This is a genomic window from Acinetobacter lwoffii, assembly GCF_024129115.1.
Lineage (GTDB): Bacteria > Pseudomonadota > Gammaproteobacteria > Pseudomonadales > Moraxellaceae > Acinetobacter > Acinetobacter lwoffii_T.
This window is the reverse complement of sequence record NZ_JAMXXO010000001.1, coordinates 456,122-471,164: the sequence shown is the minus strand read 5'-3', so window position 1 is coordinate 471,164 and position 15,043 is coordinate 456,122. Positions and strand designations below refer to the sequence as shown.

The following is a 15,043-nucleotide window of genomic DNA, read 5'->3' as shown; positions in this document are numbered from 1 at the left end:
AATTTGTGTGCTATCTCAAATTAAAAAAGCCCTAAAATTAGGGCTTTTTTAATGAGATTAGAATCGCCAATTATAGAACAAGTCAATCGCACGTTCTAAAGACTGACTCGCTTCCAGATACAGTCGCTGATTTACCTGATAACGTAAAGTCAGCTTATTCACTGGTGTGAATACCCCGACCCCATAGCGAAGATATAAATCAGGCGTAATATAACCAGTCACAGAAACCTGGGTATCATCTCCTGTACCTTGAGCATCCAGAGCTAGACCAGTTAAGCCAAAACTGCGCCCGATCTGGTTGGTCAGTGCGCGGGTGCTACCCAAGCCCAAACTAATCCCCGCAGCAGCGATCGTATTATTCACATCGGATCTAAATCCTTCAGCCTGGCTTAAACCAGATACACCCTCATTAACACGACCGGTAATCAAGGCATTCAAGGCTTCCTGTTCTGACAAGCCCGCATCATTATAAATCTGAATACTTGGACTCGATGCCGTCCCTGTTACCCGTACCCCGACCGTACTACCCTGAACCGATTTATTAGCATCAATGTCCAGTGTCGGATTGGTAAGTTCACCATTAAAACGGGCGATAGCACGATTCAGGTCCAGACTTTGGCCATAGGCTTCGATTTTCACTCGTTGTGATACCCCAATTGCACCATTGGCACGCATTGCGGTTTCCAGACCACGCTGTGACAGATTGACTCGACCCAAGAGTGGAATACGACTGTCAAAGCCCTGGAAAATCACCTGATTGCCTAAAGAAACAGCAACATCTGCCCGGATATCCCAAGGACGTGCAGACTTCAAGATCGCCAGCTGATCATCACCTTCATGTACGACACGTACATCTGAAGATAAACCGACTACAGGTTCTGAGGCTTCAGGCATTGAAATCAGCGCACGCGGTACATCGACTGTGCCACTCAGACTCAGTTTTTTATTAAATGGATACATGTCCAGAGTCAAATCAGGTGTCACCACAGCAGTAATTAATGGTGCCTGACGAATCAGCAGATTGTCACCTTGCAGTTTTAACTGCACTCGCGGATCGCCTTTCCAGTCGACCGATCCGGTTAATTTACCCACACCACGACCACTGTTAAATGCGCCATTGATGCTGGCCGAATTCTGACGTATGGATGAATAGAGCTGTACATTGGTCAAATTCACCGGTAGGGAGATCATGCTGATTGAAGCATCTTTGACACGAACCTCACCTTCAAGCAAAGGATCCGTTAAAGTTCCGCTAATTTTTCCGGCATAAGATAAAATCCCGTCCAGATTACGGATGTCCTGAATAAATGGCTTAAAGACTTTGAGCCGTACCTGGTTAAAGGCAATTTCGCCACGCATCGGTTTACTGTCACGGTATGGATCAATGATGACATTGGCATAGCCGGTTCCGATATCCGGGGTTTTAACGTCCAGCCGAAGTTGCAAGCCATCTGCCACGCTTTTTGCCACCAGACCGACTTCATCATATTTAAGGGTAGAACCCAAATAATCTGGATCTTCGGAAGATAAGCCTACCACACCATTACGCGTCACCAGACGCGCGTCGATTTTAGGTTTAGCACTTTGTGACCAGGCAGCCTTGGCATAACCATTGACTTTACCCGTCAACGCCAATCCATCAGGCAGGAATGCACTGAAATCTTCCAGATCAAGGTTTTGGGTAATAAAAGAGGCACTACCACGGTTTTTGTTGACCCGAATCGGCTGATCAAAACATAGCTGGCTTTGCTGACTCATCCAGCAATGAGCACCGATGAACAGATCCGATTGAGCACTGTTATAAATCACTGCTGCATTTTGACGCTGCACCAGACGAGCACGTAAAGAGTCGAAATCACCTTTTTGAATCTGACCCAGCCAGTTATTTTGGGCATTAAAGCCACCGGCGAGCTGCACAAAGAATTTTGACAGGCGGTTTTCTGCCTGCACTTTGAGAATGTGCGCAGCACGGGTACCGGCCAGTGATATCTCACCGCGTACAATCTCGCGTGAACCGCTACGCAGGCGATCCATGGTTGCGGTCAATAAGGTTGGTGTGCTTTGCGATGTTGGCAACTGTCCGCGAACACGAACTTTCTGCACGCTAAACAGGTTTTTAAAGGCAAAATTGTCGATAGACAGGTTAGCCGAAGCCTGCAAACGTGGCTGCGCCTGCATATTGATATAGCCCTGCGCACGACCTCTTAAGCCCGGATACAGCTCAAACAGTGCCGGCGCATTGACTTTCAGTTGGAGATTTTGTGCATTACCGGTCGCCTGAATCTGGTTGCTGGCATAAGACAGGAACAGGTTATTGGCTTCAAACTGCTGTGGTACAAAACCGCGCTGGTTCGAATTAATGATGACCGATAAATTACCCGTGCCACGTACCGGTTTGTTATTCAGCATACCGGCCAGATTTAAGCGTTGAATCTGAATGCGTTTTAAGGCATCTGACCACACCCCTTGGGTTTGCACATTGCCTGACAATTCGCCTTTGAGTTTGGCATTAAAATATTGCGGCTTAAAGCGGATTAAGGATGCGTTGATATCCCAGCCAATGCCATTCGCCAGATTGACCAGACCGCTGGCATTAATCTTGCCAGCCACACCATCATGTCGGAATTCATTTATCTTCAACATTTCCGGGGTGCCTGAAACGCGCAGTTTCAGCATACCCTGACTGGCTTTAAGCTGGCTGGCATTTAAAGCACCATCATAATTCATCGCGTAACCTTTAAATCCGCCACCCGCTTTTTCATTATGGAATAACAAGGCAATGGTGCTGTTTCCGGTCAAACGTACGGTTTCATTTTGCTCCGCTAGTCGTCCGGTCAGGTCGACACTATTCAGTTTGATAATCTGCTGATTCGGTTGCGCATAACCATTGGCTTTAACCTGGCCATTCAAACGATCTACCGGTGAAGCTGCCGCAATACTTTGGGTATTCAAATTTTTGGCATTTAATACTGCGGCCCATTTTAACTGGCGTTTTTCCTGTGGCAGTTCAATCCGTGCATTGCCGCTTAAGCTGCCTGCTGCATTGGCGCTGTAATTAAAGCTCGGCACATTCAGGATATTTTTGTTCAGATTGAGCTTGGCTTGGTACATGCCTGCAGGTAGAAGTCCTTCTTCATGCTGCTCGACTTTAGTCGCCACATGAATATTCTGCTGACCTTCGACCAATGCCAATTTAACATCGCCAGACTGACTGCTGAGCCAGCCCACATAAGGTACGGCGCGATCAATATTTTTCCAGGCAACATCTAACAGCATCGGTTGTACTTTATTGCCTTTGACCGGATTTTGATCCAGCTTCAGATTCCAGCTTTCATAGCGGTCGAAATCAACCAGTCCAGTAAGGTGCAGGCCATTTTCCAGGTTACCCACAGAAGCAATATTCGCATCCAGACTTGGCGGCAAGAAATCTTGTACGACTTGCGGAATGCGCTCATGTTTAGGATCAATCCCGTTCAAACGCCCAGCCAGATCCCAGCTGACCCGATCTTTCCAGCCCACTGTCCCGGCAAGGCTAACTGCACCTTTCATTAACTGACCATTCAAATCGGTAATATTCAGCTGATTGACCAGATCGGTATACATCACCGCACTATACTGGCCTTGCGGAATATTTTCCCCAATCAGGTCAGTCTGGACATTCAGGTTCAGACGCTTGATATCACCATTGAACTCGGCAATACCGTCTTTGGTAAACAGTTTCTGTTCGGCCAGAATAGGCCAGTGATAATCTTTGAACTTCAACTCGCCGCGCATCGGTACCTGAGGACGCATCGGATGCACGATAACCCAACCGGTTAATAAATCAGGCGTATTGGTCGCTACGCCAGCCTGAATCGTGTCCAGTGTTCCACGTGCCCTCACCTGAATATCATGAATATTCAAGCTGTCTCTTAAGGAAGGCAGATTGACGATGCCCGTGGCATCTAGAGGGTATTTGCCTTCAAACTGCATTTTACCCGTGGCTTCACGTACTGACAGATAGCCCATATCCATCCGGGAATCTTCAAAATTTAATTCGGTGCCGGACCAGAGTGCCTCATTTAATTCAATATTATAGAAATCGACTGCATTGGTCTGGGTTTTAATCACCAGATGATCCAGCAGTAAATGATCAACGCGCAAAATAAAAGGCAAACGGATGGCATTAAACTTGAATGGTTCGCCCGTTGAAGGTCGCTTGTTAATAATTTGCAGATTGAGGACATCGGCTTCAGTCAGATGAATTTCTTTTTTGACAATCGCGCGCCAACCCAGTTTTACATCAGCACGATCAATTTTGACATCGACTGGTTTCAGGCTGACCAGCACATTTTTAAGAATAATCCCACGCCATAAATTACCGCCCTCATATTCATATTGAATAATTTGCTGGCGTTCTAGCACTTGATCCAGCAGGAATTTACTGCCCTGATTGGTCGAAAACAGTAGAGCCAGCACAGACAGCAGAAAAATCAGCGAAAAAAGCACCGACAATAGGATGCTTCTGAATATACGGCGCTTTTTCGGAACAACGCTATCTTGTGGTTCTTGTTCTGGCTGTGGTTGGTTCTCGACCATGATCTACCCAAATAACTATTTTTTAAAATGATGTTTTATAACTGCGATCCAATAAAGAAATGTAAACGAATCGGATAATTGTCATCAGACAGTCCAGTCGCAACATCTATACGTATTGGCCCAATCGGTGAAGCCCAACGCACACCCACACCCGCGCCATATTCGGTCGGATTACTGAATTCTTTATTATAGGCATTTCCGGCATCTGCAAAGACCGCAGCACGCCAGCCTTCCTTAAACTGATAATTATATTCTAATGAAGCCACGCCCAAGGCCTGCCCGCCCACTTTAAAGCCGTCAATTTCCGGAGAAAGGCTCTTGTAGTCAAAACCGCGGATACTCTGGTCACCACCAGTGAAATATCTCAGGTTATACGGTACTTTGGCAAAATCTTGAGTAAAAATATAACCCGCGTCGGCACGCCCAACAAACTGATGATCTGCATTTTCACCCAATGAATAGATAAAACGCCAGCCCGCATTCACAATGGCCATATCTGCATCAGAGAGTAAAGCCTCACTACCCAGTTCAATCTTATAGGTCTGCTTAAAACCTTTGGTTGGGTTGACCCGACGATCGCTCTCGGTACGTGAAACTTCATAACCGACTAATAGCGATTGCTGCTCATCTTCGGTATTAAAGCGAAAAGCTTCTGGAATCTGGTTAAAATCGACAGAACCATCCTGCTTCAAACGATCCAGACGATAACGTGCGCCAAAAGTCCGCTGCCAGCTACCACGTGGATTTTTGATAATCCGGTCTGCACCTAAGACTGCCGATTCAATCAACAGGCCTTCACCCTGTGCGACACCTTCACGCTCTTCACGCTCATACCCCCCCACAATACTGACATAGTCATTCAGCGGATGGTGATAGGGAATGTTATAACGTCCATCAATGGATTGGCGGATACCTGATAGCTCCATGTTGGCATCAAACGAATGTCCACGCTTGTTCACAATGGCACGACGATATTGACCACGTAAACGGATATCGGTATCTGTGCCATAACCCAGACCCACTTCAGCACTATTTAAACGGTCTGCATTTAAAGTCACAATCACTGGAATCTTTTTCTCTTCCCGTGCCTGTACTTTTAAACGGTCCTGTTCATTCTCTTTGGTTTGCTGCTCAACCCGTAAAGTTCTTAAATTTGCGCTTTCCTGATCGCGGCTACCGGCAAACTGGTCTTCATCCACGACATTCTGGGTCACTTCCTGAGAAGAGGATACCGAGCGAGCTGGTTGCATCGTAGCAGCCTGATCTTCACTCCGTTTCTGTTCTTCAATCAGGCTTTGAATATCGGGTGCCAGTTCCAGCTCTTTATCAAGCGGATCAGGGCGAATCGCATCCACCAATGTATAATTAAAATAGCGTGAGTTGGTCAGATTGTTGGCCAGACTATTGACCCGCCAGAAGGTATAATCTGCACCATCTGTCCAGGTGACTAGGCTTTCCAGTACGTCTCGGTCCAGCGGAAATTCCTTTTCAGGATCGCTCATTCTGAACTCGACATTGCCTAATTTATAACGTTCACCCGTTTCAAAACGCAGGTTCACATCTGCAGTGTTTTGTGGTTGGGCAATCTTTACATCATGCAGACGCCAGAATGAATCAAAATAACCATTGTTATTGGCTGCTGTGGTAATGCGTGTTTTGGTTTTTTCATAATTGCCATGATTGAAAATATCGCCTTCTTCCTGTTCAGGTAAAAGACTGATGACCTGGAATTGTGGCTGTTCCGCACCTTCTCCAGTAAATTCAATATTTTGAGTGCTGATCAAGACAGGTTCATTCGGGGTCACAAAAACCTGAACCCGACTGTCAGAGATTTTTTCAAACCTGAACTGGGCATTATAATAACCCACTGCCTGCGCTGCCTGTCTGGACAAGGTGCGTAATTGCGGCAAAGCCGAATTAAAGTCGCCAAAAGACTCTTGGGTAAAACTGGATAATTTGGCTTTGACATTATTTCTTAAATTCAGATGGCCTTCAGGCACATCTTTACGGTTCAGCATACCATTACTTTGTGCAACACCTTGCCCATTTATGATCACCACATCTGCACTAATTCGAGGAACTCTTGCCGTCATAATCTGACGTGGAGGACGGATTTTATAAAATAGTCGTTTGAACAGATTCGGACGTTTATCATCCTCAGCCACAAGCTGACCTGGCACTTCTGGCAAGGTCAATCCGGCTTCATTATTTTGTACAATAATCTGGCTGTCTGCCTGAATCGATTGCATCAACTGGTCGACATTAACCGGCGCCTGATTAATTTCCAGCAGTTCTTGCTGGCTGATATCGGCCACCACCGTTTCGCTGGTCTGAGTATTGCGATAGTTTTGTGCTTCCTGTTTGGCTTGCTCGGCTACCTGGTAAATTTCATTCGCCATGTTCTGATCAATAGTCTGTACTGGCAGATCTTCCAGATCATCAAACTCGATCGGCGTAAATTCACCCAGACCAGATCCTGCATTTTGCTGTTGTTCCAGCATCAACATGCTGTCCACTGGAACTTCAGGCTCCAAGGCTTCTTCAATTTTTTCTTCCGCTTCCGTTTCGGACGTGGCCACACCCTGACGAATCGCTTCTTTAGATAGCTCGTCCACCATTTCTGCCTGAGAAATGGCCACGGGCGTTTCGGGCTGTTCGGTTTGTGCCATGCTCTGATGGGATAACATCATAAAAAAGATGCTCATACAAAGCTGCATACCACTATGCTGTGGTATGAGAGGCCCCATACTGCGATTTAGCATCGTTTTTTTAAAATTTTTCTTTGCAGGCATAGCAAACTCTAAACGAATACATTCTTTAATTGATTATTTGACCGAAAAATATAAGCTAAGGAGCTTAATTAATTGGTTTTTACCTTTACATGGCTGAAAGTATCTTACATGATTTTTCTCAATGTTTACGCATAACTGACATTTCTTAATAAAACTTAATGTAGCACGGCCTATATGAACAAAAATGAACATTTGTTAGCTTCTCGGCGCTTTTTACCGATGTTTCTGACGCAGTTTTTTGGTGCATTAAACGATAATGTATTTAAACAGGCGTTACTGCTGGTTATCACTTATGGCTGGATTCAACAGCAATCGGCCAGCATCAGCACATTGAATAATCTGGCGGCGTTACTGTTTATCCTGCCTTATTTTATTTTTTCAGCCACTGCCGGTCAGATTGCCGACAAATACGAACGTTCACAGCTGATTCGCTATCTCAAGCTTCTGGAAATTATCATCATGTTGCTGGGAACTATCGGTTTCCTGCTGGGCAATTTATGGATTCTGTTATTTGCCTTATTCCTGATGGGCACCCAGTCCACTTTCTTTGGTCCGATTAAATATGCCATTTTACCTGAAGTCCTAAAACCGAATGAACTGATGTCCGGCAATGCCCTGTTCCAGTCCGGAACTTCTCTGGCAATCCTGTTCGGTATGATTCTGGGCGGTGCAGTTATTGCAGCTTCCGCCGGCAACCTGATCTGGATCAGTTTAACCATCATCAGCATCGCCTTGATGGGTTATATATCTAGTCGCTATATCCTGAAACAAAGCATTCCCGCGCCTGAGCTGCAAGTTGACTGGAACTTTTTTCGTACCAGTTTGCAAACCTTGAAATATGCCAAAGGCTTACCTTTAGTTTTTACCATTTTACTGGGCAATTCATGGTACTGGTTTTATGGTGCCACCTATCTGACTCAGATTCCACAGCTGACACTACAAAATCTGCATGCCTCGGAAAATGTCGCCAGTCTGTTGCTAACTTTCTTTTCTGTCGGAATCGGACTAGGTTCTTTCCTGTGCCGTAAAATTGGCGGCAGCCAGGTCAATATTAAAATGGTGCCTTTTGGTGCAATCGGTCTTGTGATCTTTGCCCTGTATCTGGCCGCGAGTCTGGCTTTTGTTCCGGAACGTACAGGTGCATTAATCGGTCTAGCAGAAGTTTTTCAGCAGGGCTGGAGCTATTATCATGTGATGCTAGCAGTGACCTTACTCGGGGTGAGTGGCGGTTTTTATATTGTACCGCTGTATGCCATGATGCAGGCGCATTCTCCTCGCTCACATCGTGCGCGTGTGGTTGCAGCAAATAACATTCTGAATGCCGTTTTCATGGTATCTTCTGCTATATTCTCGATTATTATTTTGAGTGTTTTAGAGCTTGATCTTAAAATACTTTTTTGTATTACCGCAGTATTAAGTGGCCTGTTTACCCTATGGCTACTTTACCGTCTAAAACCGATGATCAAAACTGCACAAGCGCCCTTGGAGGATTAATTCATGCGTCAATATACAGGTCTCGATAAAATGATTCATTCTTTTGACCAGGCATTACGCAGTCTAGTCCCGGGCACGACTTCAGCTCAACGTGAAAATCCAGCCCAGCCAGTAGAAACGCAGTTAACGGTCAGTGATGCACGTCATGTGGCAGGTTTAATGCGGGTCAACCATAGTGGTGAAGTCTGTGCACAGGCGCTGTATCATGGTCAGGCCATGACGGCGAAACTCCCGAATGTGCGTCGCGAAATGGAACAGGCGGCAATTGAAGAACAGGATCATCTGGCTTGGTGTGAAGACCGCTTAAAAGAACTGGATAGCCATACCAGTCTGCTCAATCCGGTCTGGTACGGTCTTTCCTTCGGTATGGGCGCGATTGCCGGAATTGCAGGCGATAAATACAGCCTGGGTTTTGTGGCTGAAACAGAACGTCAAGTCAGCATGCATTTACAGCATCATATTAGCCAGTTACCACCTCAGGATGAACGTTCTCGCCGTATTCTGGAACAGATGAACGAAGATGAACTGCATCATCGGGATACAGCTTTGAATGCTGGCGGTGTAGACTTGCCTGTTCCGGTAAAAATGACCATGACGGCCATTTCCAAATTAATGACCAAAACCAGCTATTTTATTTAAATTACACTATTTTAATTTTCGCCCACTCATTTGTGGGCTTTTTAATACATCTCAAATCCTGATCTAAATTAACCGGTTAAAACTATGTGATCATGCCTCAAGATCACTCCATAAAATAATAGAGGTTCCTCGTCTTATACTTTCAATACTTCTTGTTCATTTCAGAGAGTAAATCCAGCTGGATTTCCTGTATTTGAGCCAGCCTTTCCCATTGATGCAGCAACAGATGATCTAGTTTTTCATGCAAATGCTGGATTTCGAGCTCGGCTTTTAAATTAATCTGATAATCATTTTGTGAACGTAAGCGGTCTTTTGCTTCCTGCCTGTTCTGGCTCATCATAATAATAGGGGCCTGAATTGCCGCGAGACAGGATAGGATTAAATTCAACAGAATAAAGGGATAAGGATCGGCGGGTCGAGTGACCAAAACAACCGTATTAATTACAATCCACAGCCCCAGAAAGATTGTAAAACAAATCAAAAATCTCCAGCTTCCACCAAAAGTTGCAACTTTATCGGCCAGCCTTTCACCCAAGGTCCATTTTTGCTCTAATTCCGTTTCCACATTTTTGGTGATCAGTTCATGCTGATGCATGCTATGAATCACTTCGACCTCAAGGTCTGTGACCTCACCCTTTTCCAGACTTAATAATGAATGTACATACTGCATGCGATAGCGGGTTAGATCTGTCTGACAAATATAATCTTGCGGCGTCCAGACTGGAATATCCTTGCCAATCTCTTCAGTAATGACTTTTCTGACCGTCCCCATCGGAGTAAGATCTTTCAGAAGAAAGTGCTTGCCGCACACCAAACATTTATGGCTCTCATTTTTTTCTTTCATGATAATTCTCTTTTTAAACCAGCTCACTCAGCTATAATTTTTATATAATTGTTTTTATTAAATAAGTTTGATCCCTTGGATATCATTATATCTCACGTCCGTCTAGTCTTTTGAATAAATGAATTTCACCTCGGTTTTATTTTGGATTGATAAAATACTTAACCAAGCGCACGATGACCTGATCATTCAAGGTAATTTTCAGATCGATTCAATCCTACTATCTATACATGACTTAAATTTACTATAATCATAATGATAATAAAAAAGGGCTTCATTGTGCGCCATTCATACCATCTTGAAAAACATTATATCGAACGTGCGGGCTGGCTTCGTGCAGCTGTCCTGGGGGCAAATGACGGGATTATTTCGGTCACCAGTCTGGTGGTGGGTATCGCAGCCAGTGGAGCATCCACTGAAATTTTATTGGTGACCTGTGTTGCCGGATTGATTTCTGGCGCCGCATCAATGGCGGCCGGTGAATATATTTCGGTTAAATCCCAGCAAGATATTGAAACCAATGATCTACTCATGGAAGGGCGCGAACTGCAACGCCATCCCACGCATGAATTAAATGAACTCAAAACGATTTATATACAACGAGGTCTGGAACCCGCTTTGGCACAACAGGTCGCTGAAAAGCTGACCGACCATAATGCCTTGGATGCCCATGCCCGGGATGAAATTGGTATTTCAGCACATACCTCTGCCCAACCCTTTCTCGCTGCATTTTCTTCGGCCATGGCCTTTACGGTAGGTTCATTATTTCCTTTAATTTCAATCATGATTTTACCGGAACACTATTTGGATAAAGGCGTTATGCTGATTGGTGTTTTAAGCTTGGGGATGATGGGTGCACTGGCGAGCTATGCCGGTGGAGTAAGTGTCTGGAGAGGTGCAGTTCGGGTGATGCTCTGGGGAATTATCGCCATGTTATTCAGTGCATGGATCGGATCATTATTTAATGTGTCTGTTGCCTAAATATGTGTTTATTTTTTAGCTAGACAAAGAATAGGATTGAGCGGCTCTTGTATTAACATCACTGAAAAATGTTTTTTCAAAAACTAGCCGCTCTAACAAAACTTGAGTTTAATTAATATATGTTCGGTTTTAATTTAGATGTTTAAAACCTAAGATCTATGCATGAGAGGTATTGTTATGGAAACTACCATCATTCTTGCCATCTTGGCGATCATTATCGTATTGCTGATCATTTTTTATAACAAGAAAAAGTGAAATAGCGATGATGCTTTTTTACTGCTTTGAGGGTTTTTACTAATCTTAGAGTAAATTCCAGAGCTTTAATCAATCAAATATTAATTCCCTGTTGGGAAACCATGAAATCCTCATTGGATTACATAAAGAATCCCGAGGATTAAAATCACAGAAACCACAATTTCCAATATTTTCATTTTTAAATGACTTCTAAACTTAAGCATCTCATCTTATCTGAATTTTCTTTTACTCTAAAAACAAAAAACTGCATCATAAAAAAAGCCTGATCTTGCTTGATCAGGCTAGTTAACCATTCGTACTAGATAAATTGTATTAGCAGAAAATTAGGTGATTTGATTTAAATCAGCTGTTCAACTGTTGGAAAGCTATGTGATCCATGTTCAAACATGGCATCATGCCAAACATCAAACATGGGCACTTTCACATCCAGAGCCAAGGGCAATTTTTTTTCATTGAACTGCATATGTTGAAGATCTGATCCCCAGGCAATCAAATCAACATCCAAAGTAATCTGATGGGATGGACGTACTCGCCCTGATGCCTGTTCCAGCTGTTTGAGCAACTCAATCATCTCCTCACTGGACACCGAACTTCGCAATAAACACGCTGCATTCCAGTAATCTGCGCCGATGCCATCGCGGCAAGGAATCATATAAATGGGAGAAAACTGAACTTCTCCCCATTCAGAAATACGTTGCTGTGCAGCTTGAAAATGTTGCTGAGGATGACAATTACTCGCTAATGCTAGGGCGAAAATCGTTTCGGTGGCGTTCAAGACGTATCCCTACAGAATTGGCTTGCGCGATAATGGCAGGCTTACGGATCGTAATATTAATCGATTCAATTGCTGTAAAGGTAGTAAAAAGTGCATTCAGCACTAATTTTGCTGCATGTTCAATCAATTCAGGCTTGGCGTCTTGAATGACTTTGCTGGAAATCTCACAAATTTCTGCATAATTCAGTGTATCTGCAAGTGCATCTGAGTTTGATGCCTGTTCTAAATCGGTTTGAATGGTCAAATCCAGCATTAGAGGCTGAATAATTTGACGCTCCCAGTTAAAGCAGCCCACGACTGTCTCAACCTTTAAACCTTCAATAATAATGGCGTCCATTGGATTGCTCGAGAATATGATATTTACAACTAATCTCCCTAAATCCCTCTTTTATAAAGAGGGACTTTTATCGCTTCTACTTTATCAAGCAATGAGAAACTCCTCCCTTTAGAAAGGGAGGTCGGGAGGGATTAAATTAATGCTTTAACAGCAGATTCGGATCCATGCTCTGTACCATCTGCAAACGCTGATCGGCATAGATGTCGGTATACGGCGCCAGAATACGCATGAAACGGTCGAAATACAGCATTTGCTTGAACAACAAGGCAAAGTCACGCGGGAACCGGATCCCGTGACGCTCACCCACAGCCACCATATCCATCATGATATCGTTCAGATCAGCAGGATTCGACGTTAACAATTCCTGTGGATCTGCCATCAACACGCCACTGAATAAACGCTCTAGATCAGCAGCCAAAACTTTGGTGTCAATCTGCACAGCGGTCATGCCCATTTTCAGCATGTTTTGCGCCATCAGCTCATAATTGGTATGTTGCAATGAATCCATAAATGCCATACATGCCGTCCATACTTCAGGCTTAAGCTGACCCACAATACCGAAATCAATAAAACCGACACGGCCATCTTCGAGCAGCATCAGGTTGCCTGCATGCAGATCGGCATGGAAACTGTTACACATCATCAAGCTGCCAAACCAGGTATTCATCGCGGTAATGAGTACTTGAGATGGATCTTTGGATACCTTTTTAACCACTTCAAAATCTGTCAAAGGCACACCGTATAAACGCTGCATGGTGAGCACACGACGGGTCGAATATTGATGATAAACCTTAGGTGCAGTGGCTGCCTGATTGTTGGTGATATTCAGGTAATTAACAAAATCATCCAGATTCTGTGCTTCTTCAATGAAATCGACTTCACGTACCATACGGTTTTTGATTTCTTCGACAATATCAGCCAGTGAAGCAAACTTAACTTTCGGGACTGCTTTTTCCAGCAACTTGGTTGCCCAATGCAGCACATTCAAGTCAGTGTACAAAATGGTTTCTACACCTGGTTTTTGTACTTTAATCACGACATCTTCGCCAGACACCAGTTTGGCCGCATGCACCTGTGCAATAGATGCAGAAGCTAACGGCGTTTCATCAATCGATGCAAAGATTTCGTCCAGATTACGACCTGCAAATTCAGAAGCCAACACTTGCTGGATATAGCTAAACGGCAAGCGTGGAGTCTGATCCAGACAACCCTGAAATTCTTCTACATATTCACGTGGAAACAGCGACGGCGTGCTGGCAATAAACTGACCCAGCTTGATATAAGTCGAACCTAAGGATTCAAAAGTTTCACGCATCAGTTTGGCATTGCTCGGCTTTTCAGTGGCATATTTAAAGCCCGCCTTTGCCGCAACGACTGCTGTTTCTCCCATACGGGCAACTGAACGTATTCCATCTAACCAGATATTGTTTTTCATAATGTCTTAGGAAAAATTAATTAAATGCAGTGTAGCAAAAAAAATTCACTTTGCAGGCTTATCTTGCCTGACAGATTGGGCAATCTGTATCTTTTTCGAAAGCGAGAATTCGCTGTTTAAAACTCAGTCCATCCCACAACAACAGCTTTTGTCTGAGTGGCATCTGACCCAATCCCAGATATAACAAGGCATGATGTGCCTGCAAGCTGGCCATCACATTCGGTGTGGTCGCCAATACACCGGAATCTGCACAGCGCAGACTTTCATCGGCCTGATTTTCTGGCGGGAACAGGCAGGCATAACAGGCAGAATCCCCTTCAACCATAAACAGCTGGCCTTGCAAGCCAATCGCAGAAGCACTCAATAATGGCACATTCAGCTCCACACAAATCTGATTGACCAGATAGCGTGTGGCGAACTGGTCACAGCCATCCAGCACCAGATCCTGATGTTCAATCAGGTGTGCTGCATTCTCAGCCGTCAAGGCCTGATTCACATATTCAACTTGTACGTTCGGATTAACCTGACTTAGTCTTTTGGCCAGAGTTTCTGCCTTATAAAATCCAATATCTTGCGGCATAAATGCCAGTTGTCGCTGTAAATTACTCATCTCGATGGTATCTGGATCGATCAGGGTAATTTTCCCCACACCTGCGCGTGCCAGAAGTTCTGCCAGTGCACAGCCAATCCCGCCACACCCAATAATGCAGACATTCGAAAATTTTAACCGTTCTTGAGCGTCAATATCCCAGCCCTCCAGAAGAATCTGACGGCTATACAGATGCAGTTCAGCATCGGTGAGTTCGAATTCTGGGGATATGGTATCCATGTTAAATGTAGACAACGTCTTTCCTTGTTTCGAAAATTTTTAACAATGATCGTAAAATTAGCTTTACTGAAGTTTCTAAAGGCTGAT

The 15,043-nt window shown here is 44.3% G+C and carries 10 protein-coding genes; 3 read left to right on the top strand and 7 right to left on the bottom strand.

Annotation, left to right across the window (positions count from 1 at the left end; genetic code table 11):
- Positions 1-57 precede the first annotated feature (57 nt).
- Both NI470_RS02270 and NI470_RS02265 read right to left on the bottom strand, forming a co-directional pair.
- Entirely contained in the window at positions 58-4,578 is a 4,521-nt protein-coding gene (locus tag NI470_RS02270) for a translocation/assembly module TamB domain-containing protein (protein ID WP_253147509.1), read from the bottom strand.
- Positions 4,579-4,613: 35 nt separating this feature from the next.
- Positions 4,614-7,370 carry an autotransporter assembly complex protein TamA gene (locus tag NI470_RS02265; protein WP_253147510.1) on the bottom strand — a complete coding sequence of 919 codons (2,757 nt, stop codon included), beginning with the start codon at positions 7,368-7,370 and terminating at the stop codon, positions 4,614-4,616.
- Between the two features lie 174 nt (positions 7,371-7,544).
- On the opposite strand from NI470_RS02265, the gene NI470_RS02260 reads away from it, so the two are divergent.
- Both NI470_RS02260 and coq7 read left to right on the top strand, forming a co-directional pair.
- Positions 7,545-8,864, top strand: coding sequence for an MFS transporter (locus NI470_RS02260; RefSeq protein WP_253147511.1), 1,320 nt, complete (start codon positions 7,545-7,547; stop codon positions 8,862-8,864).
- 3 nt (positions 8,865-8,867) lie between these two features.
- Entirely contained in the window at positions 8,868-9,503 is a 636-nt protein-coding gene (coq7, locus tag NI470_RS02255) for a 2-polyprenyl-3-methyl-6-methoxy-1,4-benzoquinone monooxygenase (protein WP_253147512.1), read from the top strand.
- Between the two features lie 142 nt (positions 9,504-9,645).
- Here the strand turns inward: coq7 and NI470_RS02250 are convergent, their stop codons facing one another.
- Positions 9,646-10,347: a DUF1003 domain-containing protein gene (locus NI470_RS02250; RefSeq protein WP_253147513.1), complete on the bottom strand. Its 702-nt coding sequence runs from the start codon at positions 10,345-10,347 to the stop codon at positions 9,646-9,648.
- A 276-nt stretch (positions 10,348-10,623) separates the two neighbouring features.
- Between NI470_RS02250 and NI470_RS02245 the strand changes: the two genes are divergently transcribed.
- The gene (locus NI470_RS02245; RefSeq protein WP_253147514.1) at positions 10,624-11,325 is read left to right on the top strand and encodes a VIT1/CCC1 transporter family protein; all 702 of its coding nucleotides are present in this window, start codon (positions 10,624-10,626) and stop codon (positions 11,323-11,325) included.
- A gap of 592 nt (positions 11,326-11,917) precedes the next feature.
- Here NI470_RS02245 and NI470_RS02240 read toward each other — a convergent pair.
- From NI470_RS02240 to NI470_RS02225, 4 genes are all read right to left on the bottom strand, one after another.
- Complete coding sequence (locus NI470_RS02240; RefSeq protein ID WP_253147515.1) at positions 11,918-12,355, bottom strand: 2-amino-4-hydroxy-6-hydroxymethyldihydropteridine diphosphokinase; 438 nt, start codon at positions 12,353-12,355, stop codon at positions 11,918-11,920.
- Positions 12,312-12,692, bottom strand: a complete 381-nt coding sequence (gene folB / locus NI470_RS02235) for a dihydroneopterin aldolase (RefSeq protein WP_004645388.1) — start codon at positions 12,690-12,692, stop codon at positions 12,312-12,314. Before folB ends, NI470_RS02240 begins: the two co-directional genes overlap by 44 nt.
- Positions 12,693-12,828: 136 nt before the next feature.
- A complete protein-coding gene (locus NI470_RS02230; RefSeq protein ID WP_253147516.1) occupies positions 12,829-14,127 on the bottom strand; it encodes an ABC1 kinase family protein in 1,299 nt (432 codons plus the stop codon).
- Between the two features lie 58 nt (positions 14,128-14,185).
- The gene (locus tag NI470_RS02225) at positions 14,186-14,956 is read right to left on the bottom strand and encodes a HesA/MoeB/ThiF family protein (RefSeq protein WP_253147648.1); all 771 of its coding nucleotides are present in this window, start codon (positions 14,954-14,956) and stop codon (positions 14,186-14,188) included.
- Positions 14,957-15,043: the final 87 nt, after the last annotated feature.